The sequence below is a fragment of the Acidovorax sp. NCPPB 3576 genome (assembly GCF_028473605.1).
Lineage (GTDB): Bacteria > Pseudomonadota > Gammaproteobacteria > Burkholderiales > Burkholderiaceae_C > Paracidovorax.
Genome location: NZ_CP097267.1, coordinates 3809095 through 3832644, shown reverse-complemented (window position 1 = coordinate 3832644; position 23550 = coordinate 3809095). Strand labels below are relative to the sequence as shown.

The 23550-nt window shown below is 67.9% G+C and carries 20 protein-coding genes; 12 read left to right on the top strand and 8 right to left on the bottom strand.

What is annotated here, in order from left to right:
• Nucleotides 1-2 precede the first annotated feature (2 nt).
• The 4 genes from M5C98_RS17640 to M5C98_RS17625 all read right to left on the bottom strand — a co-directional run bounded on the left by M5C98_RS17640 (nucleotide 3) and on the right by M5C98_RS17625 (nucleotide 5454).
• Nucleotides 3-1145: a DUF2169 family type VI secretion system accessory protein gene (locus M5C98_RS17640; protein WP_272548761.1), complete on the bottom strand. Its 1143-nt coding sequence runs from the start codon at nucleotides 1143-1145 to the stop codon at nucleotides 3-5.
• The gene (locus tag M5C98_RS17635; RefSeq protein WP_272548760.1) at nucleotides 1142-2497 is read right to left on the bottom strand and encodes a hypothetical protein; all 1356 of its coding nucleotides are present in this window, start codon (nucleotides 2495-2497) and stop codon (nucleotides 1142-1144) included. Before M5C98_RS17635 ends, M5C98_RS17640 begins: the two co-directional genes overlap by 4 nt.
• A gap of 121 nt (nucleotides 2498-2618) precedes the next feature.
• Nucleotides 2619-3131 carry a hypothetical protein gene (locus tag M5C98_RS17630; RefSeq protein WP_272548759.1) on the bottom strand — a complete coding sequence of 171 codons (513 nt, stop codon included), beginning with the start codon at nucleotides 3129-3131 and terminating at the stop codon, nucleotides 2619-2621.
• A complete protein-coding gene (locus M5C98_RS17625) occupies nucleotides 3121-5454 on the bottom strand; it encodes a type VI secretion system Vgr family protein (protein WP_272548758.1) in 2334 nt (777 codons plus the stop codon). Before M5C98_RS17625 ends, M5C98_RS17630 begins: the two co-directional genes overlap by 11 nt.
• Before the next feature lie 231 nt (nucleotides 5455-5685).
• Between M5C98_RS17625 and M5C98_RS17620 the strand changes: the two genes are divergently transcribed.
• Complete coding sequence (locus tag M5C98_RS17620) at nucleotides 5686-6342, top strand: SGNH/GDSL hydrolase family protein (RefSeq protein WP_272548757.1); 657 nt, start codon at nucleotides 5686-5688, stop codon at nucleotides 6340-6342.
• Between the two features lie 187 nt (nucleotides 6343-6529).
• On the top strand, nucleotides 6530-7348 hold the full coding sequence (locus tag M5C98_RS17615; RefSeq protein WP_272548756.1) for an HDOD domain-containing protein: 819 nt from the start codon (nucleotides 6530-6532) through the stop codon (nucleotides 7346-7348).
• A gap of 80 nt (nucleotides 7349-7428) precedes the next feature.
• On the opposite strand, the gene M5C98_RS17610 is transcribed toward M5C98_RS17615, so the two are convergent.
• Nucleotides 7429-8781: a dicarboxylate/amino acid:cation symporter gene (locus M5C98_RS17610; RefSeq protein WP_272548755.1), complete on the bottom strand. Its 1353-nt coding sequence runs from the start codon at nucleotides 8779-8781 to the stop codon at nucleotides 7429-7431.
• 207 nt (nucleotides 8782-8988) lie between these two features.
• Between M5C98_RS17610 and M5C98_RS17605 the strand changes: the two genes are divergently transcribed.
• From M5C98_RS17605 to M5C98_RS17575, 7 genes are all read left to right on the top strand, one after another.
• The gene (locus M5C98_RS17605; protein ID WP_272548754.1) at nucleotides 8989-9291 is read left to right on the top strand and encodes a hypothetical protein; all 303 of its coding nucleotides are present in this window, start codon (nucleotides 8989-8991) and stop codon (nucleotides 9289-9291) included.
• A gap of 23 nt (nucleotides 9292-9314) precedes the next feature.
• Nucleotides 9315-10583, top strand: coding sequence for an urea ABC transporter substrate-binding protein (gene urtA / locus M5C98_RS17600; protein WP_272548753.1), 1269 nt, complete (start codon nucleotides 9315-9317; stop codon nucleotides 10581-10583).
• Between the two features lie 209 nt (nucleotides 10584-10792).
• A complete protein-coding gene (gene urtB / locus M5C98_RS17595; protein WP_272548752.1) occupies nucleotides 10793-12370 on the top strand; it encodes an urea ABC transporter permease subunit UrtB in 1578 nt (525 codons plus the stop codon).
• A 65-nt stretch (nucleotides 12371-12435) separates the two neighbouring features.
• Complete coding sequence (gene urtC / locus M5C98_RS17590; RefSeq protein ID WP_272548751.1) at nucleotides 12436-13578, top strand: urea ABC transporter permease subunit UrtC; 1143 nt, start codon at nucleotides 12436-12438, stop codon at nucleotides 13576-13578.
• Nucleotides 13575-14450, top strand: coding sequence for an urea ABC transporter ATP-binding protein UrtD (gene urtD, locus M5C98_RS17585; protein ID WP_272548750.1), 876 nt, complete (start codon nucleotides 13575-13577; stop codon nucleotides 14448-14450). The genes urtC and urtD overlap by 4 nt, the downstream gene beginning before the upstream one ends.
• Nucleotides 14451-15188: 738 nt before the next feature.
• Nucleotides 15189-15893 carry an urea ABC transporter ATP-binding subunit UrtE gene (gene urtE / locus M5C98_RS17580; protein ID WP_272548749.1) on the top strand — a complete coding sequence of 235 codons (705 nt, stop codon included), beginning with the start codon at nucleotides 15189-15191 and terminating at the stop codon, nucleotides 15891-15893.
• A gap of 207 nt (nucleotides 15894-16100) precedes the next feature.
• Nucleotides 16101-17162 (top strand): PilZ domain-containing protein, encoded by a 1062-nt coding sequence (locus M5C98_RS17575; protein ID WP_272548748.1) that lies wholly within the window; start codon nucleotides 16101-16103, stop codon nucleotides 17160-17162.
• A 63-nt stretch (nucleotides 17163-17225) separates the two neighbouring features.
• Here the strand turns inward: M5C98_RS17575 and xopAI are convergent, their stop codons facing one another.
• Together xopAI and M5C98_RS17565 are read right to left on the bottom strand one after the other, a co-directional pair.
• Entirely contained in the window at nucleotides 17226-17939 is a 714-nt protein-coding gene (xopAI, locus tag M5C98_RS17570) for a type III secretion system effector XopAI (RefSeq protein ID WP_272548747.1), read from the bottom strand.
• A gap of 317 nt (nucleotides 17940-18256) precedes the next feature.
• Nucleotides 18257-18967: a haloacid dehalogenase type II gene (locus tag M5C98_RS17565; protein WP_272548746.1), complete on the bottom strand. Its 711-nt coding sequence runs from the start codon at nucleotides 18965-18967 to the stop codon at nucleotides 18257-18259.
• A gap of 205 nt (nucleotides 18968-19172) precedes the next feature.
• On the opposite strand from M5C98_RS17565, the gene M5C98_RS17560 reads away from it, so the two are divergent.
• Nucleotides 19173-20411, top strand: a complete 1239-nt coding sequence (locus tag M5C98_RS17560) for an MFS transporter (protein WP_272548745.1) — start codon at nucleotides 19173-19175, stop codon at nucleotides 20409-20411.
• A 6-nt stretch (nucleotides 20412-20417) separates the two neighbouring features.
• Here M5C98_RS17560 and M5C98_RS17555 read toward each other — a convergent pair whose 3' ends face one another.
• A complete protein-coding gene (locus M5C98_RS17555) occupies nucleotides 20418-21263 on the bottom strand; it encodes a phosphatase PAP2 family protein (RefSeq protein WP_272548744.1) in 846 nt (281 codons plus the stop codon).
• Nucleotides 21264-21609: 346 nt separating this feature from the next.
• Between M5C98_RS17555 and M5C98_RS17550 the strand changes: the two genes are divergently transcribed.
• Both M5C98_RS17550 and M5C98_RS17545 read left to right on the top strand, forming a co-directional pair.
• On the top strand, nucleotides 21610-22698 hold the full coding sequence (locus M5C98_RS17550) for a diacylglycerol kinase family protein (RefSeq protein WP_272548743.1): 1089 nt from the start codon (nucleotides 21610-21612) through the stop codon (nucleotides 22696-22698).
• Nucleotides 22699-22721: 23 nt separating this feature from the next.
• Nucleotides 22722-23531 carry a metallophosphoesterase family protein gene (locus M5C98_RS17545; protein ID WP_272548742.1) on the top strand — a complete coding sequence of 270 codons (810 nt, stop codon included), beginning with the start codon at nucleotides 22722-22724 and terminating at the stop codon, nucleotides 23529-23531.
• The last annotated feature ends 19 nt before the right edge of the window (nucleotides 23532-23550 follow it).

Sequence of the window (23550 nt, the reverse complement as noted above, 5' to 3'; positions counted from 1 at the left end):
ATTCAAGACGGGGTGATGGCGGCGGCCGAAGGGGCGGCACGCGGCGCGCGGGCTTGGGCCGTGACATGGGCCAGGCCGATCCGCTCCAGCGCGGGCGGCACGATCACTGCGCGCCACAGCAGCGAGGCGCGCCGGGCCTCGGTGTCCACCAGCAGCGTGTCCCAACGCAGTTCCTGCGGAGGCAGCAATGTGCCGCCTGCGGTCTCCGCCTGCACGGTCAGTGCCAGTTGCGGCCACGTGAAACACAGCGGGCCTTCTTCCGACATGCCATGCAGGGCCAGGGTGTGGCCCGGTCGGGGGGGCTCGCGCAGCTGCAGCGCATCGGGCGCAGCGTTGTGGTGGCGCGGATCGAAATCTTCGGGCAGGTCGGGCGCACGGGTCGATTGCCAGGTGTCGCCGAACGTGCCTTGCAAGGCACGGCGTGGAAGGTGGTGGGGCGGCACGTGGCCGAGGGCCAGGGGCTCCAGGGTGTCGTCCCACGACGCCAGGGAGCGGTCCAGCGGTTCGATCCACGGCAGCGGTGCGCCTTTGGCGGCTGCGGCGCTGCGGTAGTAGCCCATGCCCTCCGGGTTGCGCTCGAAGGCATGCACCTGGCCGGTCTGCGGGTCTTTCTCCTGTCCGCCGAAGGCAAAGGGGCGCAGGAGAGGGATGCGCGATGCCGTGGCTTCACCGGAGGCCCGCAGCCTGCCGATGGCCCCCAGTTCGGGCAACCAGGCGCGTGGCGCAAAGGCCCGCAGTTCGATCAGGCGCTGCGATGCGCCATGGGCCAGGTAATCCACCGCAGCGTCGATTCTTGCGACGGGCCGCCCTTGCGGTGCGACGGCCCAGCCATTCACGATCAGATCGAAGCACGGCTTGGGCGGCACGTACTCGGTCTCCAGGCAGGTCCAGACTTCATGCTGGCGAGGTGCGATGGCGGCAGCCTGTGCTGCCTCCAGGGGCAGGCTGCCCAACGTTTGCCGCACACCCTCCCGAAAAATGGCGGCCTGGTCCTGTGCCGCCGCGAGCCGGGGCGGCAGGCCTGCCGCCCCAGACAGTTGCCACGTTCCCTTGACGATCAGCAGCGCCGTGTTGCGCCGCTCGGCGTCCTGGTGCGGAAACACCTGCGCACGGAACGGCGTGTGGTTGAGGACCGGGCACGTCATGGCGGTGGCGGATCGGCTTGCAGGCTGGCCACCAACTGCACTGTTTCCACCGCGGCCATCTGGCGGGCGGCAAGGTCTTCGTGGGATAGCGGAAAGGAGCGGTGGGTGACCGCGGCATGCTCCACGTAAAGCCAGCTGCGCAGCGCATGCCCGACGTCGAAGGCCTGCGTCAGGCGATGGGTCTGCGTGATCGGCTGGCCCGAGCGCATGCGGATGGCACCGAGCGCCCAAAGGCGATCCTTGAGTGCGGGATCTGTCCAGTGGGTGATGTGGTCCGGCTCCAGCCCGGCACACCCGTTGGCCGCGAACACTTTGCAGGCGAAGGCGCGCAATGCCCGCTTGCGCTCGGCGCCGGTGCCTTGGGTGTTCACCAGTTCACCCGGCAAGTGCCCGAACACCAGCTGCAGCACGCCGCGCTCACCGGCCTCCACGGGCCGGTCTTGCCGCTCGATGAAGTCGAGCACCGGCAGCAGCCCGTCGATGCGTCCCGTGAGGGCCACCACCCGCAATGCGGTGTCGTTGGGAACCCGAAGCCCTTTCAAGATGGCGCCCAGGGCCGCGTCGGGTTCGCGCGCGGTCCACAGCGCCAGCGCTGCATCGGCCGCAGCGGCCCAGCCCACCGGGTGCGACTGGTCGCTGGGTCCGTCTGCGGCGGTGATGCGCTCGATGTAGCGGCTCAGTTCCGGCTGCAGCCGGTGTCCGCCCATCACGCCCAGGGCCTGCAGCGTGGTGATCTGCCGGGCAAGGTCCTGGCCCTGCAGCACGGCTTTCCAGCGCTCTTCGGCCCGGGGTGGTACATGCCCCATGCGCGCACAGGCCAGCAGGCAGGCGTCCTGGTCCGCCCCGCGCCCCGCTGCCGCATGGACCGCGGCGATGTGCTCTGGCAATGCGAGCCGCCCCGCAAGCTCCACGCCGCACGCCAGCAGTTGCGCGTCGTCCGACGCCAGAAGGTGGCCGCAGGTATCCGGTGCGGCATAGAACCACAGGGCATCCCGAACGGCCACGGGTTGCGCCACGAGCATGCCGGCAATCCGATCCAGGCGAACGGACGCGTCGGGCTCATACCGCTCCGCGAGCGCGATGCGCACGAAGGCCGCGCCCGCGATTTCTTCGGGACGGGCCTGCGCCTGTGCCTCCACGGAGGCTGCCTCGTCCAGGCAGGCCATGCCGTAGTAGCGGCAGACGTCCATCAGCGCGTCCAGCCGCTGATCGACGGCCTTGAGGGCCCGGACCGTGTAGGCCGGGCGCAGCAGTCCCGCGCGGCGGCCATAGGCGCGCACGGCAATGCCCATCTGCCGGGCCAGCATGCCGGGCAGTGGAGGGGGCGTGGAGGGGCGAAGGCGAGTGATCATGGGCCAGGCAGAGAAAGGCAAGGGGGTGCAGCGGCACCGTGGAGACATCGCCGTTGAAACCGGGATGGCGGCACGGGCATCGCGCAGCGGACGCAGGCGCGATTCACCGCAGCGGACCGGGTCAGTTCAACTCGATGGAGCCGCCCTCGATGCGATGGGTTTCGACCGCCGCCGATGTGATCTGGTGGCCTCGGGTCTCGACCGATCCATCCTGCGAGAACTGCATGCGCGCATCGGCGCAGCGCAGCAGCACGCTGCTCACCGCGCTCAGGTCGAGTTGGGTCACTTCGAGCGACAGCGCGCCGGTGGCCCGGTCGAACTGCCAGGGCGGTGTGGCCGGCGCGCCGGGGCTGGGCCAGGCTGCGACGATCAGAGAGGGCAGGGCCCTGCCATCCGGCACCGTCGGCTCCTGTCCAGAGGCCAGGGCTGCAAGCACGAACTGGCCTTCGATCACGCCGGGCACCTGTGAGGACAGTTCCGCACGGTGTTCACGGCCCTGGCATCGAAGGACGACGGCGCCATCCGCATCCTGGCGCACCACCTGGGCGGGCAGGAGCGACCATGCGATGGCAGCGTCGGGAAACGCAGCCGCTGCGGGCTGGCTGCTTCGGAGCGTGCGGGGATCAGTTTTCATGGATGGCTCCGGAAAGCGTGGTCACGTCGCTGGAGCCGATGAGGCGGATGGTGCTGCCGTTGACGGTGATGGTGCCGTCGGCCTGGAGGATGAGCGAGCTGGCGCCCACCTTCAGGGTGATCGTCTCGGCATCCATGGTGATGCTGGAGCCGGCTCCCCCGCCGCCTTCGCCACCGTCCGAAGGGGATGGCGCGGTGAAATTCTTGGCCAGGCCGCCGTCGCCGCCGCCGGCATCTCCGCCGCCCCCGCCCCCCACATTGAGGCTGTACTTGGTGCCCACTACCGTGCTTTGGTTGGTGCCGACCTTGACGTCCTGGTCGCTGCCCACGGTGGTGCTTTGGTTCTTGCCCACGATGGTGGCCATGATGGCGCCCACGTTCAGGTTGTAGACCACGCCCACGTTCTCCATGCGGCCAACGCCCACGTTCTGCATGTAGGCGATGCCGATGGTCTCGGTCTTGAACTTGCCGACCTTGATCGACCAGTTGCTGCCGATCTTGTCCTTCTCGTTCTTGCCGATGGTCTTGGTGCGGTTCTTGCCGATGCTCACCGTCTCGTCGATGCCCACGTCCTCGCGCCGGTTGTCGCCGATGCTGATCTTTTCGTCATGGTCCACCCGCTCCGTGCGGTTGTTGTGCACCGTGATTTTTTCATCCCGATCCACCGTCTCCGTGCGGTCCCGGTGGATCACGTTGGTCTCGTCCCGGTCGATGGTCTTGCGCCGGTCGTTGCCGACCCACTTGTCCTCGTCGTTCTCGACCTCGGTGAGCTGGTCCTTCTGCGCGTGCAGCCACAGCTGCTCGGCCCCGGCCTTATCTTCGAAGCGCAGGGCGTTCGCGTCGCCGGCGCCATTTTTCAGGCCCGGCCCGAAGGCGCCGCCCTTGCTCGATTTGGTCTTGATGCCCGATTGCGTGGCGTTGCCGGGCAGGCCCCACGGGGGCATGTTGTCGGCGTTATAGACGCAGCCCAGGATGATGGGGTAGTCGGGATCGCCGTTCAGAAAATCGACGATCACCTCCATGCCGATGCGCGGAATGAACACGTTGCCGAACTGCGGCCCCGCCCAGGTGGAGGACACGCGCACCCAGCAGCTGGAGTTTTCGTCCATGGCGCCGATGCGGTCCCAGTGGAACTGCACCTTCACGCGGCCGTATTGGTCGGTCCAGATTTCCTCGCCCGGCGGGCCCACGACCACCGCGGTCTGCGGGCCGGTGGTGCGGGGCCGGGGCGTGGCGACGGCGGGGCGGTAGGGCTTGGAGGTGGGGTGCACCTCCATCGAAAAGCGCTGGATCGAGCCGCCCTGGGTCTGCCCGACCCCGTTCAGGCCCTGGCTGGCCTGGGCGTTTTCTTCCAGGTAGTAATCCACCGACACCACCAGATACTGCTGGTTCTGGTCTTCGCGCGGGTAGTTGTCCAGCACGATGGTGTAGCCGGGCGCGATGCTGCGCTTGTTCAACTTGGCCTGGGCGCGGTGGTGGCCCGACAGGCCGGTTTCCATCTGCAGCCGGGTGTAGGTTTCCCCGTCGGAGAACTCGGTGTAGCCCCCGGGCCATTCGTACGTCTCGTAGCTGTCGTGGGCATGCCCCGGCGGGGACTGGCGCATGTCGGACAGGTCGGCCCGTGGCTTCTTGAAGTCGTAGTCGTCCAGGTAGGCCCGCCCGGGCTCTACCTGCTGGCCCATGTGCCAGGAAAAGATGTGTTCGCGGTCCGCCAGGGCCGTTTTGCCGGGCGGGTGGAAGGGAATCACGTGGCCGCCGGGCAGCGGGCTGTGCGAGCCCATCACGTCGTCGGCGAACACCAGCGTGTGGCTGCCGGGCTGGTGCTCGAAATACCAGTAAATGCCTTCGGATTCGCACAGCCGTGCGATGAAGGCGAAATCGGTCTCGTGGTATTGCACGGTATAAGGCCGGACGCGATAAGCCCGCGAGAGCTTCTTCTGCATGGGCTGGCCGTATTTCTGCAGCACGCTCTCGACGATATCCGGGACGGTCATTTCCTGGAAGATCTTGAAATCGCTGCGCCGCGTGGCCAGCCACAGCCAGGGGCGCAGCACCATGCGGTAGGAGTAATTGGCCGAAGTGTCCTGGCCCTGCATGCCAAAGCCCGTGGCAATACCGTCCAGATACCGCCGGCCCAGCCCTTCCGTCTCGACCACCACCGTGCTGGCCAGGCCCAGCAAGGCTTTCGGGTCGATGCCCTTGTTCTTGGAGATCAGGTCGATCTCGAATTCAAACAACCCGGACAGCGCCTCGCTTCCTTTCAATTGCCTGAATTGCAGCGCCTCTCCCAAAGGCGTTTGAATTGTTACGCGGCGATTAGTCATGCGAGAAAGTGTTTCTGAGCGTTGAATCGGGTCCGCATTATGCTGTTGAGGCATAGCCGTCAACACAGCGCGTTTGTGCAGCGCAACAGCTTAAATTGCATCCAGATGTATGTGCGGTTATCTGGCTCTGCATCCGTTGTGGTTTCAATCGGGTTGTGGTGGACTTCGGAGCCACTCGGTGGCACCTGCTCTCGCCCGCCGAGAAAACGCAACCCGAGAAAGAAGCAATCCATGGCAGAAGCAGTTTTTGGCCCCAAGCGGCCATACACGGTGGAACTCGATGGCGACAGCATCCTGTTCGGCTTCGATCCCGCCTCCGCGACCTGGCGGCACGCGCAAACGCCGGCGCAGCGCATCCTGGCCAAGCGCCCCGGCTGGGTCGTGGATGACCGCACGGCGGCTGGCCTGCGGGTGTATGACCTGGTGCGCGGCTACGAAGCGCCTTTCGAGGACGCGCCACCCGCGCTCTTTCCCCGGGGGCCGCAGGGCCCTTTCGATACCGAGCCGCACCCGTCGCGCATCGTGGTGTTCCAGGCGGGGGTGAACGACCACGCCCGTCCGGGTTTCGACCTGGACGCTTTCGAGGACGATTACCGCGGCCTCATCCAGCGGGTGCGGTCGCTGGGACATGCCGCCGTGGTGACGGGGATCACGCCGGTCTCCGACAAGATTTTCGGCCCCGAGGCGCTCGCCACCATGAAGGCGATCAATGGCGTCATCCACCAGGTGGCGGCCGAGACCCGCACGGTGCATGCGCGATGGGATTCGATGCCGTTTTCGGTGGACAAGGACACGACCGACGGCATCCACCCCACGCAGGCCGCATCGAACCGGCTGACCGACCGATTGATCGCCGCGCTGGACCGCACCTTCCGCCTGGGCGCATAGGCGCCCGGCAGCGAGCGCTGCAAACGCCCGCAGGGGCGCGGGACAGGCCCGGGCCCACCGTTGCTACGCCCGCACAAACCCGCAGGCTGGTGAATTCCCTGCCCAGCGGGTGCTGAGTCGGTGATACAAAACACCAGTGGGCTGGAAGGCCGGCCTGCACACCCGCTTCAAGAAAAGGTCGTCCCGCATGCCCGCTCTCGCCGCTTTCCTCCAGGAGGTCAAGCTGCCCACCATGCCCGAGGTGGCCCACAGCCTGATCCAGACCCTGCACGACGACGACATTCCCTTCGAGAAGGTGCGCGCCACCATCTCCAAGGACCCGTCGCTCACCGCCAAGCTGGTCCGCATGGCCAACAGCGCGCGGTTCGGGCTGCCGCGCCAGGTTTCTTCGCTCGATGACGCCATCAACATGGTGGGGCTCAACCAGGTGCGAACGCTGGCGCTGGCGGCATGCATGACGGGCTCGTTCGCCGATGCGCCGGGCGTGGACCGGCAGGAGTTCTGGAAGGAAAGCATGGCCTGCGCCGGCTACGCGCACTGGCTGGCGCGGGCGCTGGGCACCGATGTGCAGCAGTCCTGGCTGACCGGCTTCATGGTGCGGCTGGGCGAGCTGATCATTGCCCAGAAGGCGCCGGGCGAGATCGTCGAGATCGAGCGCCTGCCGCACCTGCCTGGCGGCCGCTGGCAGCGCGAGCAGAGCCTGCTGGGCTTCACCGAAGGGCAGATCACCGCCGAACTGGCGCGGCAGTGGAAATTCCCCGACGAAGTGGTGCGGGCGTTGGAGACGGCCTCCGACCCGCTGGCCAGCCCGTCGTTCAGCCGCCTGGGCGCCATCGTGCATGTGGCCACGCTGCTGGCGGAGATCGCCGTGGGCCCCCAATCGAGCGTGGCGGAGACGATCGGCGCGCTGCCGGAAGAACTGCTGCAGGCGCTGCAGCTCGACCCTGGCTGGCTCGCCGACCACCTGCCGGACCCTGACGTGTTCACCGACACTTCGGCGCTTTAACCCGCTCCTGAGCGCGCAACAAAAAGGCCGGCGAGAGCCGGCCTGTGGGGCGGGGCACGAGGGCCCTCTGACGCACCGCCTCAGCGGTTGCCGCTGGTGTCCATGCGTTCGGTCTTGGCGTCCAGCAGCACCTCTGGCGCCTGGGCGTCCACCCAGTGGGGGTCATTCAGGCGCTGCTTGAGCTTGTTCTCGTCGAGGTCGCCGGTCCATTTGGCCACCACGATGGTCGCCACGCCATTGCCCACCAGGTTGGTGAGCGCGCGCGCCTCGGACATGAATCGGTCGATGCCCAGGATGAGCGCCAGGCCTGCCACCGGCACATGGCCCACCGCCGACAGCGAGGCCGCCAGCACGATGAAGCCGCTGCCCGTGATGCCGGCCGCGCCCTTGGAGGTGAGCAGCAGCACCAGCAGCAGCGTGATCTGGTGCGTGATGTCCAGCGGCGTATTGGTGGCCTGCGCGATGAACACGGCGGCCATGGTCAGGTAGATGGAGGTGCCGTCCAGGTTGAACGAGTAGCCGGTGGGAATCACCAGGCCCACGGTGGTCTTCTTGGCGCCCAGGTTCTCCATCTTTTCCATCATGCGCGGCAGCACGGATTCGCTGGACGACGTGCCCAGCACGATCAGCAGCTCTTCCTTGATGTACTTGATGAACTTCCAGATCGAGAAGCCATGCAAGCGCGCGATGGTGCCCAGCACGATGAAGATGAACAGCAGGCAGGTCAGGTAGAACGAGCCCATCAGCTTGCCCAGCGACAGCAGCGAGCCCACGCCGTACTTGCCGATGGTGAACGACATGGCGCCGAACGCACCGATGGGCGCTACCTTCATGATGTAGCCGACGATGGTGAACAGCACGTGCGAGGTCTTCTCGATGAAGTCGAACACCAGCGTGCCGCGGCCGCCGAAACGGTGCAGGGCGAAGCCGAACATCACGGCGATCAGCAGCACCTGCAGGATCTCGCCCTTGGCGAACGCATCGACCACCGTGGTGGGGATGATGTTCATCAGGAAGTCGGTGGTGGTGCCCATCTTGCCGGGCGCGGTGTAGGCGGCGATCGACTTGGTGTCGATGGTGGAGGCATCCACGTTCATGCCGGCGCCGGGCTGCAGCACGTTGACCACGATCAGGCCGATGATCAGCGCGACCGTGCTCACGATCTCGAAATACAGCAGGGCCAGGCCGCCGGTTCGGCCGACCTTCTTCATGTCTTCCATGCCCGCGATGCCGATCACCACCGTGCAGAAGATGATGGGCGCGATGATCATCTTGATCAGCTTGATGAAGCCGTCGCCCAGCGGCTTCATCTGCTCGCCCAGTGCGGGGTAGAAGTGCCCCAGCAGCACGCCGACGACGACGGCGAAGAGCACCTGGATGTACAGCGAGCGGTAGAGGGGTCTCTTGGGAGGGAGCGTGCGTGTCTCTTGCATAGGTCTGCGCGTACCGTCGCCAGCAGCGCTCATTTTGGAGGTGCGTGAATGTATGCCCGCTCCATGGCCTGCGCGATTGTGGGAATCCACATGGTGGGAAATACGTACATGCAGCGCGCCGGCACGCCGATCCCCGCGGGACGCCCGTGATCCGCAGGGAAGCGCTGGCATTTGGCATGGCCGATCCACTGCGCGCAGGCCTCGCGCATGGCCGCCCAATCCCCTGGGATTGTCAGCAATGTGACAGCCTGCCCGGTGCATCGCGCCATCGGTGAAGCTGTTCGAATCCATGCCGAGGACCTGCAGACCGTGGTCGATGCGCTGGCGCTGAGTCCCGTGCGCAAGGTCACCACGGTGCATGCGCTCAAGGGTGCCGAACGCCGCATGCCGGCGAGCCTGGGGCACCCGTGTACGCCACTTGGCGTATTTCCGGCCAGGGGTGCAGTCTCCAGAATCCATTCCATCGACCGATCAAAGCCCCCATCCGGGGCACCGGGCGAAGCGGTTTGAACCCATCCATTGGAGATGCATCCATGCAACGTCGTTACTCTCTCAAGGCCCTCGCGGCCGTCGCTACGCTGGCGGGCCTGTCGGCATTGCCGGCCCATGCCGCAGACACCATCAAGGTCGGCGTGCTGCACAGCCTGTCGGGCACCATGGCCATCTCGGAGACCGTGTTGAAAGACACCGTGCTCATGGCCATCGACGAGATCAACGCCAAGGGCGGCGTGCTGGGCAAGCAGCTCGAACCCGTGGTGGTGGACCCGGCCTCCAACTGGCCCCTGTTCGCGGAAAAGACCAAGCAGCTGCTGGGCCAGGACAAGGTCTCGGTCATCTTCGGCTGCTGGACCTCGGTGAGCCGCAAGTCCGTGCTGCCCGTAGTCGAGGAAATGAACGGCCTGCTGTTCTACCCCGTGCAGTACGAAGGCGAAGAGCTGTCCAAGAACGTGTTCTACACCGGCGCCGCGCCCAACCAGCAGGCCATTCCCGCGGTGGACTACCTGATGAGCAAGGACGGCGGCGGTGCCAAGCGCTGGGTGCTGCTGGGCACCGACTACGTGTACCCCCGCACCACCAACAAGATCCTGCGCGCCTACCTGAAATCCAAGGGCGTGAAGGACAGCGACATCGACGAGAAGTACACGCCGTTCGGCCATGCCGACTACCAGACCATCGTGGCCGACATCAAGAAGTTCAGCCAGGGCGGCAAGACGGCGGTGGTCTCCACCATCAACGGCGACTCCAACGTGCCCTTCTACAAGGAACTGGGCAACGCCGGCCTCAAGGCCAAGGACGTGCCGGTCGTCGCCTTCTCGGTGGGCGAGGAAGAGCTGCGCGGCGTGGACACGAAACCGCTCGTGGGCCACCTGGCGGCATGGAACTACTTCATGTCCATCAAGAACCCCACCAACACCGCTTTCATCAAGCAGTGGAGCGACTATGCCAAGGCCAAGAAGATCCCCGGCCACATGGACAAGCCGCTCACCAACGACCCGATGGAGGCCACCTACATCGGCATCCACATGTGGAAGCAGGCGGTTGAAAAGGCCAAGAGCACCGATGTGGACAAGGTCATCGCCGCCATGGCCGGCCAGACCTTCCAGGCGCCCAGCGGCATCGTGAGCAAGATGGACGAGAAGAACCACCACCTGCACAAGAGCGTGTTCATCGGCGAGATCAAGGCCGACGGCCAGTTCAACGTGGTGTGGAAGACGCCCGGCCCGGTCAAGGCCAAGCCGTGGAGTCCGTACATCGAAGGCAACGACAAGAAGAAAGACGAGCCGGAAGGCAAATCGAAGTGAAATCGGAGTGACACCCCCCTGAGGCGCTGCGCGCCTTCACCCCCTCTCTCGCTTCGCTGCGCTGCGCGGGAGGGGGGACGGCGCCAGCGGCCCGGCGAAGCCGGTTCCGCAGCGTCTGCTGGCTTCGGGCTGCGCGGGTGCAGACGGCGTGACGCAGTTAGAGCCGTGGTTGCAGTCCTTCCTCGTTCGTGAAGACCCCCCTCATCCCCATGTTTCCCACCTTCTTTCACCGCCTGATCGCCTGCCTGCTGCTCTGTGTGGCGGTGCAGGCGCACGCGCTCACGCCGCAGGCCGCGCGCGCCATGGCGGCGGGCGAGACCGACGAGCGCATCGCCGCGCTGCAGCAGGCCACGGCCACGCCCGACGATGCGACGCTCGCCTTCATCCGCGCCATGGCCGACGATGCGGTCAAGATCGCCGGCGACCGCGCCATCGTCGTGAAGGACGGCAAGGGGCTGGACCCCGCCACCGGCACCGAGGTGCCGGTGCCCGACGACGCGGAGGACATCGTCAACAACAACCGCATGCGCGGCGAGTTCGACGCCGCGCTGGCCTCGCTGCAACTGCTGTCGCCCGACGCGGCCCAGCGCCGCGCCGCCATCGAGTCGCTCAAGGAAGAGACCGACGCCGCGCGCCTTCCCCTCATCGAAAAAGCCCTGGCGGCCGAGAAGGATGCCGGCCTGCGCGGCCGGCTCGAAGCCATCCGCGCGCGCATGCTGCTGGCCGGCAGCGATGCGGCCCACCGCACGGAGGCCGCGCAGTACCTGGCCGGCAGCGGCAACCCCGCCACGCGCACCGTGCTGCTGGAGCAGCTGCGCCAGGAGACCGACCCCCAGGTGAAGGCCGCGATCCAGTCCGCGCTGGCCTCGGTGGAGGGCCGGCTGCAGTGGGGCGAAAAGCTCGCCGCGCTGTTCTCGGGCGTGAGCCTGGGGTCCATCCTGCTGCTGGTGGCGCTGGGCCTGGCCATCACCTACGGGCTGATGGGCGTCATCAACATGGCGCACGGCGAGCTGATGATGATCGGCGCCTACGCCACCTACGTGGTGCAGGGCCTGTTCCAGAAATACCTGCCCGGCGCCTTCGACTGGTATCTGGTGGCTGCCGTGCCGGCCGCGTTCTGCGCCTCCGCCCTCATGGGCGCGGCGCTGGAGCGCAGCGTGATCCGCTTTCTCTACGGCCGGCCGCTGGAGACGCTGCTGGCCACCTGGGGCATCAGCCTGATGCTGCAGCAGCTCGTGCGCACCGTGTTCGGCGCGCAGAACGTGGGCGTGGAAAACCCCGCCTGGATGAGCGGCGGCGTGCAGCTCATGGACAACCTGCAGCTGCCCTGGAACCGCGTGATCATCGTGGCCTTCGCCTTCGCGGTGCTGGCCGGCGTGGCCTACCTCATCGGCCGCACGCGGCTGGGCCTGTTCGTGCGCGGCGTCACGCAGAACCGGCCCATCGCCTCGTGCATGGGCGTCAACACCGCCCGCGTGGACACCTACGCCTTCGCGCTCGGCTCCGGCATCGCCGGCCTGGCCGGCTGCGCTTTAAGCCAGGTCGGCAACGTGGGGCCCGACCTGGGCCAGGGCTACATCGTCGATTCGTTCATGGTCGTGGTGCTGGGCGGCGTGGGCCAACTGGCGGGCACCGTGTACGCGGCGCTGGGCCTGGGCGTGCTCAACAAGTTCCTCGAAGGCTGGACGGGCGCCGTGCTGGCCAAGATCGCCGTGCTGGTCTTCATCATCGTGTTCATCCAGAAGCGGCCGCAGGGCATCTTCGCCATGAAAGGGCGGGAAGCATGACCGCCCGCCGTCGTCGTCATCGCCGCCCGCCGCGCCACCTGCCTCTGCCTGTCTAGAAGAAGCCCATGCCCCATCGAGACATCTCCCTTCCTGCGCCAGCGCCGCTGCTCACGCGGTCCGGCTGGTCGGCGTTCATCGTCGCGCTCATCGCCGTGTGCGCGGTGGCGCCTGTGCTCAACCTGTGGCTGCCCGCCGGCAGCCCGCTGCACCTGTCCGACTATGCGGTGGCGCTGCTGGGCAAGATCATGTGCTATGCCATCTGTGCGCTGGCCATGGACCTCATCTGGGGCTACACCGGCATCCTGAGCCTGGGCCACGGCCTGTTCTTCGCCCTGGGCGGCTACGTGATGGGCATGTACCTCATGCGCCAGATCGGCCGCGACGGCAACTACCGGAGCGACCTGCCGGACTTCATGGTGTTTCTGGACTGGAAGGAACTGCCCTGGCACTGGGCGCTGTCGGACAGCTTCGTCGCCACGCTGGTCCTCATCGTGGCCGTGCCGGGGCTGGTCGCCTTCGTGTTCGGCTACTTCGCCTTCCGCTCGCGCATCAAGGGCGTGTATTTCTCGATCATCACGCAGGCCATGACGTATGCCGCCATGCTGCTGTTCTTTCGCAACGAGACGGGCTTCGGCGGCAACAACGGCTTCACCGATTTCAAGCGCATCCTGGGGCAGCCGATCGCCACGCAGAACATGCGCATGCTGTTGTTCGTGCTCACGGGGCTGGCGCTGCTGGGCTCGTTTTTGCTGGGGCGCTGGCTGGTGGCATCCAAGTTCGGCCGCGTGCTGCAGGCGGTGCGCGATGCGGAGACGCGCGTCATGTTCTCGGGCTATTCGCCGCTGCCCTACAAGCTCACCATCTGGACCATCAGCGCCATGATGTGCGGCGTGGCCGGGGCGCTGTACGTGCCGCAGGTCGGCATCATCAACCCGGGCGAGATGAGCGCCGCCAACTCCATCGAGATCGCCGTGTGGGCGGCCGTGGGCGGGCGCGCCACGCTCCTCGGCCCCATCGTGGGCGCCTTCCTGGTGAACGGCGCCAAGAGCTGGCTCACCGTGACCGCGCCGGAATTCTGGCTGTACTTCCTGGGCGCGCTGTTCATCGCCGTCACCCTGTTCCTGCCGCAAGGCGTGGTCGGCCTGCTGCGCAAACCGGGCGGCGCCATCGGCTGGGTAAAGCGCCTGCGGAAAGGCGGTGCGCGATGACCCCCGACCTGATGGAGCAGGGCGCACAGCGCCTGCGCGGCCCCAAGGCGCCCCCACCTACCGGCCAGACCGCCTCCGGTGGCCGCGCCGCCGGCTTCTCGCGCGTGGCCGTGCCCGGCGAGGTGGACGTGGCCCACGGCCGCATCCTGTACCTGGAAGACGTGCACGTGAGCTTCGACGGCTTCAAGGCCATCAACGGCCTGAACCTGGACATCGCCCCCGGCGAGCTGCGCTGCGTGATCGGCCCCAACGGCGCGGGCAAGACCACGATGATGGACATCATCACCGGCAAGACCCGGCCGGACCAAGGCACCGTGTTCTTCGGCAGCACCATCGACCTGCTGCGGCACAACGAGCCGGAGATCGCTGGCTTAGGGATCGGCCGCAAGTTCCAGAAGCCCACGGTGTTCGAGCAGCTCACCGTGTTCGAGAACCTGGAGCTGGCCCTGAAGACGCACAAGGGCGTGGCGTCGAGCCTGTTCTTTCGCCTGGATTCCGCGCAGTCGGACCGGCTGGCGGAGGTGCTGCACACCATCCATCTGGCCGGCAGCGTGGCACGCATGGCGGGCAATCTGAGCCATGGGCAAAAGCAGTGGCTGGAGATCGGGATGCTGCTGATGCAGGACCCGAAGCTGCTGCTGCTGGACGAGCCGGTGGCGGGGATGACGGACGAGGAGACGGCTCGGACGGCGGAGCTGTTTCTCACCCTGAAGGGGCGGCACTCGCTGATGGTGGTGGAGCATGACATGTCGTTCATCCGGACGATTTCGGAGAAGGTGACGGTGTTGTGCGAGGGGGCGGTGTTGGCGGAGGGGACGCTGGATCAGGTGCAGGGGGATGAGAGGGTGATTGAGGTTTATCTGGGGCGGTGATGGGTTGGGTTGTTTTTTGTGTTTGCTGTTTAGTTACGTTCCGGGGCCGGGGGTTGCGCCCGGCGGCGCACTCACTTTCTTTTGCTGCGCCAAAAGAAAGTAAGCAAAGAAAAGGCGACCCTACTGTCCGTGTCCCCTGCGCTGCGCTCCGGGGCAACCTGCGGTGCTCGCGGCTGGCGGGGGCCGCGCAAACTCGCTCCACTGCGTTGCGCTCAGACAGCGCGCGGCCCTTTTTCCGCCAGCCGCTGCGCTCCTCGGCACGGCCAGAAGGGAACCCGGCAGCCCAACTGCCCGCGCGGGCCAACGCTTCGCTCGGCCCCCGGTGCGCGAGCGCCTTGCGCCGCGCACGCCCGGCCAAGCGCAGCGATGGCCCGGGTGGAGGGTTCCCTTCTGGATGCGCCGAGGAGCGCAGGGCGCGGGGTGGGCAGGTGTGCCGCAGGACACACCTGCTTCGTGATCTGACTCGCCGTGGCTGTCCGAGCGCAGCGCGCAGCGCGAAGCGAGTTCCACGGCGCACCCCGCGAACGAGCACCGCAGGTTGCCCGGAGCGAAGCGCAGGGTCGCAGCCAGTAGGGTCGCCTTTCTTTTGGGTACGTTTCTTTGGCGAAGCAAAGAAAAGTACCTCGGCCGCCGGGCCGAGACCCGGCCCCGGAACCCAAACCAGCAAACCACTACAAAAACAATAGCAATAAAGCCAATAAACCCTAGGGCATCAAGCCCAAAAGACATCAAAAACCCATGCTCACCGTCCAAAACCTCCACCAGTACTACGGCGGCTCCCACATCCTCCGAGACGTGAGCCTCACCGCCTCCCCCGGCAAAGTCACCGTCCTCCTCGGCCGCAACGGCGTCGGCAAGACCACGCTGCTCAAGAGCCTCATGGGCCTCGTCCCCATCAAGAGCGGCACCATCGCCTGGGAAGGCCACCCCATCCAGGCCAAGACCCCCTACGACCGTGCCCGCGCAGGCATCGGCTTCGTCCCCCAGGGCCGCGAGATCTTCGGCCGCCTCACCGTCGAGGAAAACCTGCGCATGGGCCTGGCCTACAAGAGCGGCTCCACGCCCGTGCCCTCCCACCTGTATGAACTCTTTCCGGTGCTCAAGCAGATGCTCGGTCGCCGCGGCGGCGACCTGTCGGGCGGGCAGCAGCAGCAACTCGCCATTGCCCGGGCGCTGGCGCCCAGCCCGCGCCTGCTGATCCTGGACGAGCCCACCGAAGGCATCCAGCCCAGCATCATCAAGGACATCGGCCGCGTCATCCGCCAGCTGGCCAACGACGGGCTGGACGGGCACCCCGTGTCCATCCTGCTGTGCGAGCAGTACTACGACTTCGCCGAGGAACTGGCCGACGAATACCTGGTGATGGAGCGCGGCGAAGTCATCGCCCGGGGCCCGGGCAGCGAGATGCAGGCCAAGGGCATCCGGCAGCTCGTGGCGATCTGAGGCCGCGCTGGCGTGCTGCCAGCGAACCACACACCCGGCGCCCGGGACGGCCCGCCGGCCTTGACCATGGCAACGCCGGCCCTCTATGCTTGCCCTGCGAGCGCAGGCCGCGCGGCCGGGGGCCGTCCGTCATCCTCCCTGCAAAGAAGGCCAGCGCGTCGCACGCAATCCCTCAAGGCCATCCCGAAGAGAAAGCACTGCGCTCCCATGTCCTCTTTCCCCCCTGGCGATTCCCCGGCGGTGCCGCACGCGCTCCCCTCATCCGCCCCTTCGCTGCCAGCCGCCACCGGGCCGCACCTGCAGCCGCGCGAGGTGACCCTGCTGAAAATCGGCCTGCGCGATTTCTCCCAGTTGGCCGCCCAGCTGCCGCCTGATCAATCCCTGGCGTGGGCCGAGCGCATCCTGGCCTGCCTGCACGGCGTGCTGGCGCGCTACGGCGCCGAGGTGGACCACCTCACCGGCGACGCGGGGGCCGTGATCTTCGGCCTGGCCTCGCCAGCCGGCGCGCCAGCGGCAGATCCTGCCCACAGCGGCAGCAGCGATGACGACGTGCACCGCGCCGCCATGTGCGCCCTGGCGCTGCAAATGGCCACGCGCGATCTCAACGATGCGTTTCTTCAAGACCGGCTGCCGGCCATCTACCTGGGCATCGGCATCGCCTGCGGCCCGGCCCTGGTGGGCGGGTTCGGCAACGCGCCGGGCGTGCGCCAGTCGCCGGTGCTGCTGGGCGACGTGGTGGTCGAGGCCCAGCAACTGCGCACCTTCGCCTTGCGCGGGCAGGTGCTGGTCAGCGAGGCCGTGTACCAGCGCTGCTGGAGCATGGCCTCGGTGGCGCCGCCCATGCAGGTCTTCGTGAAGGGGCGCGACGAGCCGCTGTCCGTGCGCGAACTGGTGGCGGTGCCCAGCCGCAAGCTCAAGGTGCCGCGCCAGGAGTTTCGCCGCAGCCACCGCGTGGAGGCGCGCCTGCCGTGCAGCTGGCAACTGGTGCAGGACGGCATGGTCATGCCCCACGCCGTGCCCTGCATCCTGCGCGACATGGGCTACCACGGCGCGTTGCTGGAACTGAACGGCACCGTACCGCTGCACGGCGAGCTGCGCCTGGCCTTCGACCTGCCGCTGGTGCACTACCCGGCCCGGGACGTGTATGCCCGCGTGGTCACCCTCAAGCCGGCGGGCGACCAGGTGCTGGCGGGGGTGGAGTTCACCGCGACCAGCGCGGAGTTCGATGCGCGGGTTCGGCGGTTCGTGCAGGGGATGGTGGCGGGTTGAGTGAGGGCGCCAGCCTGGGCGCTACGCCGGCTCCGTGTTGCGACGCTGCAGGAACCTGAAAGCCTAGGAGGTCACTTCGCTTTGGTAAATCTTGATTCTGTTGCCGTCGAACGGCTCTATCTGGTTGGTCTTGAAGCGGGTGCCGGGCGGAAACAGCACTTCCTTTTCGTGCGGGTTGGCTGAGAAGGCCGAGATCCGCTTGCCGCTCAAGGATTGGGTTTCCCACTCCACGGACATGTTCTGCCAGGCGCCTTCCTTCGTTTCCGAGGTGGCGAAAAATCGCTGATTGACGGCGGTCTTTCCCTTGCCGTACCTTGCCTGGACCCACTGCGCCGTCTGGTTTTCTCCGGTGAATACGGTGACCCCGGTATGGGTGTAGCTGTCGGGCAGCGAGTGAAGCGCCGAAATGAGCAGCTTGGCTTGCGCCAGGCCCATTGGCTTGGGGGTGTGGGTGGGTTCCAGGACATCCTGGACGTCGATGTACTCGCCGGTGGTCCACAGCCGCAGGGCCACGAGGTCATCCAGTTCGACGTGTTCCAAAGCGGGATCGCCTGCTTTCACCGAGGCCATGATCTGCGCGGTCTCGCTCCATATGTATTCAGCGTTTTCTCTTCCGTACTTAGCAGAATAGGCCGCTTTGCATTCCGCCCGTTCCTCCTGGGTCGAACGGAAGTTCGAACCTTCGGACAGGACTCTTTTCATCAACTGGTCTCTGTGCCTTTGCAGCGCCTGGGGTGATGCGTTGTGCAGCGCGCTCAGTCCGTGGCGTGGTGCCATCGCCGTGCTGGAAGTGGCCTGCGGGCGCGATGACAAGGCATGCGGCGAAGCCTGGCTTGCGCTGGGAGAGGACGCCGGCGATGGCGACGATTGCACCGAAGGGGAGGGATCATGGCGCCTGGTAGCGCCGGACCCGCTGTGTTTGGTAAGGCAAAGACCCATATCGAACTTTCTGCCAATGAGGAGTGCGCTGACTATGGCGGCCTTGCAAAAAATGGGAATGTTCAGCGCGAACTTGTGGGGGCGAAATCCGAAGCGCTGGCCGAAGCGTCAGGGCGAGCGAGAGGCGGTCGGCATGCTCACGTCCCGAAGCCCAGTCATGCCGCCAGCCGATCCGCCAGCCCCTCCAGACTCTCCGCATGCCAATCGTTCCCTGCCCGCGGTGACACGTCCTTCGGCCTGGACCTCCCAAATTCCCACGGCCGCTCGATGTACGCCGTCCGCAGCCCGCATTCCCGCGCTGCCGCCAGGTCTTCATGGTGCGCTGCCACCAGCATCACCTGCCCGGGCGCCAGGTCGAACGTGCGGGCCACGCCCAGGTACACCGCCGGGTCGGGCTTGTACGCGCGGAACACCTCGGCGCTCAGGATGCAATCCCAGGGCAGTCCCGCGCGCTTGGCCATGTCGGTCAGCAGCCCGATGTTGCCGTTGGAGAGCGTGGTGATCGTGTACCGGCGCTTCAGGCGCTGCAGCCCCTCCACGCTGTCGGGCCAGGGGTCGAGGCGGTGCCATACGCGGTTCAGGTGCTGGCGCTCGGCCTCGGTCAGGTGCTGCAGGCCGAAGCGGGGCAGCAGTTCGTCGAGGATGAGCCGGTGCAGTTCGTCGATGCGGGTCCAGCCCAGTTCGCCGTTGCGCACGCGCTGCATGGCGGGCTGGTAGCCCTCGCGCCATGCGATGGCGAAGGCGTCGGCGTCCACCTGCGGGTAGAGGGCCTGCACCTCGCGCACGATGCTGCCGTGCCAGTCCACTACGGTGCCGAAGATGTCGAAGGCCAGCACGCGCACGCCGTGCCAGGATGGGTCGCTCATGGAGTCTCCTTTGCCGAGGCAAAAAGGAAAAAAGGGAAGGTTCGACAGGAAAGCGGTTGCAGCATAGCGGCGGGCCCGGATGCCTTGCGGGCTGCAAAGCGGGCAGGCCCGTGATATGGTCACTGCTCTACGGGTTAACCCTGATTTCCTCGCCTGCCGCTCGGTGATGTTCCTCTTGCGGCAGGCGCGCACACCGCTTTCTCCCATGACCACGCCTTCCACGCCTTCCTCTAGCGCCGACGCCTCGTCGGCAACCCCTTCCATCACTCCCGCTCGGGACGACCGCACGCTGTTGCGCGCCGTGCTGGCGCTGGGCCTGGGCGGGTTCTCCATCGGCACGGGCGAGTTCGTCATCATGGGCCTGCTGCCCGAGGTGGCGCGCGACATCGGCGTGAGCATTCCGCAGGCGGGCCACGTCATCAGCGCCTATGCGCTGGGCGTGGTGATCGGCGCGCCGGTGCTGGCCGTGCTGGCGGCGGGGTGGGGCCGGCGGGCGCTGCTGATCGCGCTGATGGGGGTGTACGCGCTGGGCAATTTCGCCTCGGCCATGGCGCCGGGGTATCTGTCGCTGAACGTGCTGCGCTTCGTGACGGGGCTGCCGCACGGCACGTACTTCGGCGTGGCGGCGCTGGTGGCGGCATCGCTCGCGCCGCCGGGCCGGCGGGCGCATGCGGTGGGGCTGGTGATGCTGGGTCTCACGGGGGCCACGCTGCTGGGGGTGCCGATCGCGGCGTGGCTGGGGCAGGTGTTCGGCTGGCGCGCAGCGTTCGTCTTCGTGGGGCTGATCGCGGTGGCGGCCATGGCCATGGTGCGCCGGGGCGTGCCCTACCAGCCGCCGGCCGAAGGCGCCAGCCCCTGGCGCGAGCTGGGCGCGCTGCGGCGCAAGCAGGTGTGGCTGACGCTGGGCATCGGGGCGATCGGCTTCGGCGGCATGTTCTCGGTGTTCAGCTACATCAAGCCCACGCTGACCGAGGTGGCCGGGCTGCCGCTGGCCGGTGTGCCGCTGGTGCTGGCGCTGTTCGGCGCGGGCATGGTGGCGGGCAACCTGGTGGGTGCCCGCCTGGCGGACAAGTCGCTGATGCGCACGATCGGGGGGCTGCTGCTGTGGTCCATCGTGGTGCTGGGCGGTTTCGTGTTCGCGGCGCACCATGTGGTCACCGCAGCGGCGGCCACGTTCCTGCTGGGCACGATCGTCGCCATCGGCCCCGCGCTGCAGATCCGGTTGATGGATGTGGCGGGCGAGGCGCAGACCCTGGCGGCGGCCCTCAACCACTCGGCGTTCAATTGCGCCAATGCGCTGGGCGCGTGGCTGGGCGGCGTGGCGATCACGGCCGGTCTGGGCTGGACGTCCACCGGCTGGGTGGGCGTGCTGTTGGCGTTGGGCGGACTGGCGGTGTTCGGGTGGTCTTTGGCGGCGGAGCGCGCCGGGCGCGCGGCGGGCTGACGCCCCTCAAGCCACGGGCGTGGCGCGGGATCGCCGCCAGTGGCCGATGCCCGACATCACCATCACGCAGCACACGAGCCACGCCCCGCCAGTGAGCCAGCCGGCGAGCACGTCGCTGGCAAAGTGCACCTGCAGCACCACGCGGCTCCAGCCCACGGTGAACACGGTGGCCACCGCCAGCAACACGGCGGGCAGGTGCCAGCGCGCGGGCAGCAGGCGCAGGACCAGATAGGCCAGCATGCCGTAGGCCACGAGCGAGCTGCTGCTGTGCCCGCTCGGAAAGCTGAATCCATCGGCCACGGCGATCTCGTGCGTGTGCACCGGCCGCACGCGTTCGAAGGTGTGCTTGAAGCCGCGCGTGAGCAGGCCGTTGCCGGCCAGCGCCGCCGTCCAGCCCAGGGCCAGCAGGCGGTGCCGGCGCAGCCACAGGGCTGCGGCCACGGCCACGGTCAGCACGGTCAGCACGGCGGTGTCGCCAGCGTGGGTCAGGTTCGCGAACAAGGTGAGGGTGGCCACGCTGGCGGTGGCGCGCAGGGTGGCGGCCAGGGTGTCGTCGAACAGTGCCCAGGCGGTGGGTGCGGCCCATTCCTCGGCGATGGCCGCCAGCGCCTGCGCGCAGGCCAGCAGCAGCAAGGCGGCCACGCACAGGGTGGCCAGCAGCCGCGCGCTGGCGTAGCGCGGGGCACTCCAGTGCCGGCCCCAGGGCGCGGCCCAGCGGGCACCGTGCGTGCGCAGCGGCCCATTGGCGGCCCAGGCCGCACCGGCGGCCACCCAGGCGATGGCAAGGCCCCAGGCCCAGACGGTCAACGGGTGCGATCCAGCCCACAGGGCCATGGCTTGTGCGTCCATCATGCGTGGGCCTGCTGCGAGGCGGGCCGGGTGACGGGGCAGGTTGCCGCAAGGCGGGCAGGGCGGTGACGGCGGCGGGGCTGTGGCATGGATCGCGCGGCTAGGGGAGTGGTTCAGGGCGGCAATGGTGGCAGGGAGCTGCTCGGCAGGCCACTCCATTTCCCGGCAATTCGTCGGGGTTTGCGGCAGGGCGCCGGGGCAAGCCCGAAGCGGCCAGGGCCCTGTCGGCCATGGCTGACAAGGGGTGCGCCTGCCTGCCGATGCATCCGGGCTTGGGGCCTGTGCAGAATCGGGCGTCCCGCCGTGCGGGCGCCGACCCCGAGCCCGACCCCTCGAAAGCCCTCTCAACATGCCATCCAACGACCTGCCAGCGTCCATGCCCCGAGGCCGTGGCCCGATCCATCTGGTGGTGCCCCACCGGCCCGGCGCCGACCATGGGCAACTGCGAGCCAGGCTGGAGGGGCTGGCGCCCTTGCAGAGCAACGCCGTGCAGTGGCATGTGCCGGCACAGCGGGCCGGCATCGTGCAGGCCGCCGAAGAGGCCGCCCTTGCCGCGAAGGCCGATGGGGGCCTGGTGGCGGCGGCGGGTGGAGACGGCACCATCAACGCGGTGGCCACCGCCGCCTGGAAGCACCAGGTGCGCATGGGTGTGATCCCGGTCGGCACCTTCAACTATTTCGCGCGCGAGCAAAGCCTGTCGCTCGATCCGGAGCAGGCGGCCAACGACATCTTCGCCGCCATGGATTCGGGCGATGCGCGTCCGGTGAGCGTGGGTTTCGTCAACGAGCGCATGTTCCTCGTCAATGCCAGCGTGGGGCTGTACCCGCGCCTGCTGGAGCAGCGCGAGATGGCTTCGCGCCGCTTCGGACGCTCGCGCTGGGTGGCCATCGTGTCGGCGGTGTGGAGCTTTTTCCGGCCGGCCTCGGCGCGGCGCTGGCGCGTGGCGCTGCGCCAGCACCGGGTGGCCGACCCCACGCGCGAAGAGTTCTTCGCCTCCACGCTGTTCGTGGGCAACAACCCCCTGCAACTGGAGCGACTGGGCATTCCCCAGGCCCAGGACGTGGCCGACGGCGACCGCCTGGCCGTGCTGCTGCTCAAGCCCCAAAGCCGTGCCGCCACCGCGCGCACGGTGTGGAATGCCGCCGTGGGCCAGCTCGCGCGCGACGAGGCCGTCATCAGCCTGGCCTGCGCCGAGATGGTGGTGGAGCCCACCTGGCGACCGCACCGCGTGAAGGTGGCCTTCGACGGCGAGCGCGAATGGATGGCGCCGCCGCTGCGCTTTCGGGTGGAAGAGCGCCCGCTGTGGCTGGTGGCCCCCACCGCCACGGTGCGCGACGACGATCCCGCAGCCGAGGGCGCCGTGCCGGTGGCCGCTGATCCGGTGGCCGCCGTCCCGCAGGGCGCCCCGGCGGCCGTGCCCGGCCTGGCGGCCGGCTGAGCCGCCCGCCCCGAGGGCTGCCCATGAGCGTTCTCATGCACCTGTCGGACCTGCACTTCGGTGCGCACGACCCGCGTGTCTGCGCGGCGGTGGCCCGGCTGGTCAAGACGCTGGACGTGTCGCTGCTGGTGGTCTCGGGCGACCTCACCCAGCGCGCGACGGCCGAGCAATTCGCGCAGGCGCATGAATTCATCACCGGACTGGGCGTGCCGCATCGGCTGGTCATGCCCGGCAACCACGACGTTCCGCTGTTCGCCTGGTGGGAGCGGCTCGGCCGGGCCTACCGCCGCTACGAGCGCTGGTGGGGACGCGACCTGGAGCCCGTGTGCGACGTGGAGGGCTTTCTCGCCGTGGGCGTGAACACCACGCGCCCCTGGCGCCACGAGCGCGGCAGCCTGTCGCATGCCCAGATCGACGCGGTGGCGCAGCGCCTGGCATCGGCCCCGCGCGACCGCTGGCGCATCGTGGTCACGCACCACCCGCTGGTGGTGCACCCCACCAGCGACACCGAGCACCGGCCCCACCGCGCGGGCGAGGCCCTCGCCCGCTGGCGGGAGGCGGGCGCGCAGCTGCTGCTGTCCGGCCATGCGCACGAGCCCGGCCTGGCCGAGGTGCTGCCCGGGCTGTGGGCGGCCCGGGCCGGCACGGCCGTGTCGGTCCGCCTGCGCGCGCATGCGCCCAACAGCCTCGTCACGCTGGAGCAGCCTTCCCCTGCGCTGCCCGGTTCTCGGGTGCTGCCCGCGCACCACCGGCTCACGCGCTGGGATTACGACGCGCGGCTGCAGGCCTTTCTGCCGTTGCCTCCGCGGGACCTCGGGAACGCCGAAACGTAGTCCCAGGCGTGGCAAGATC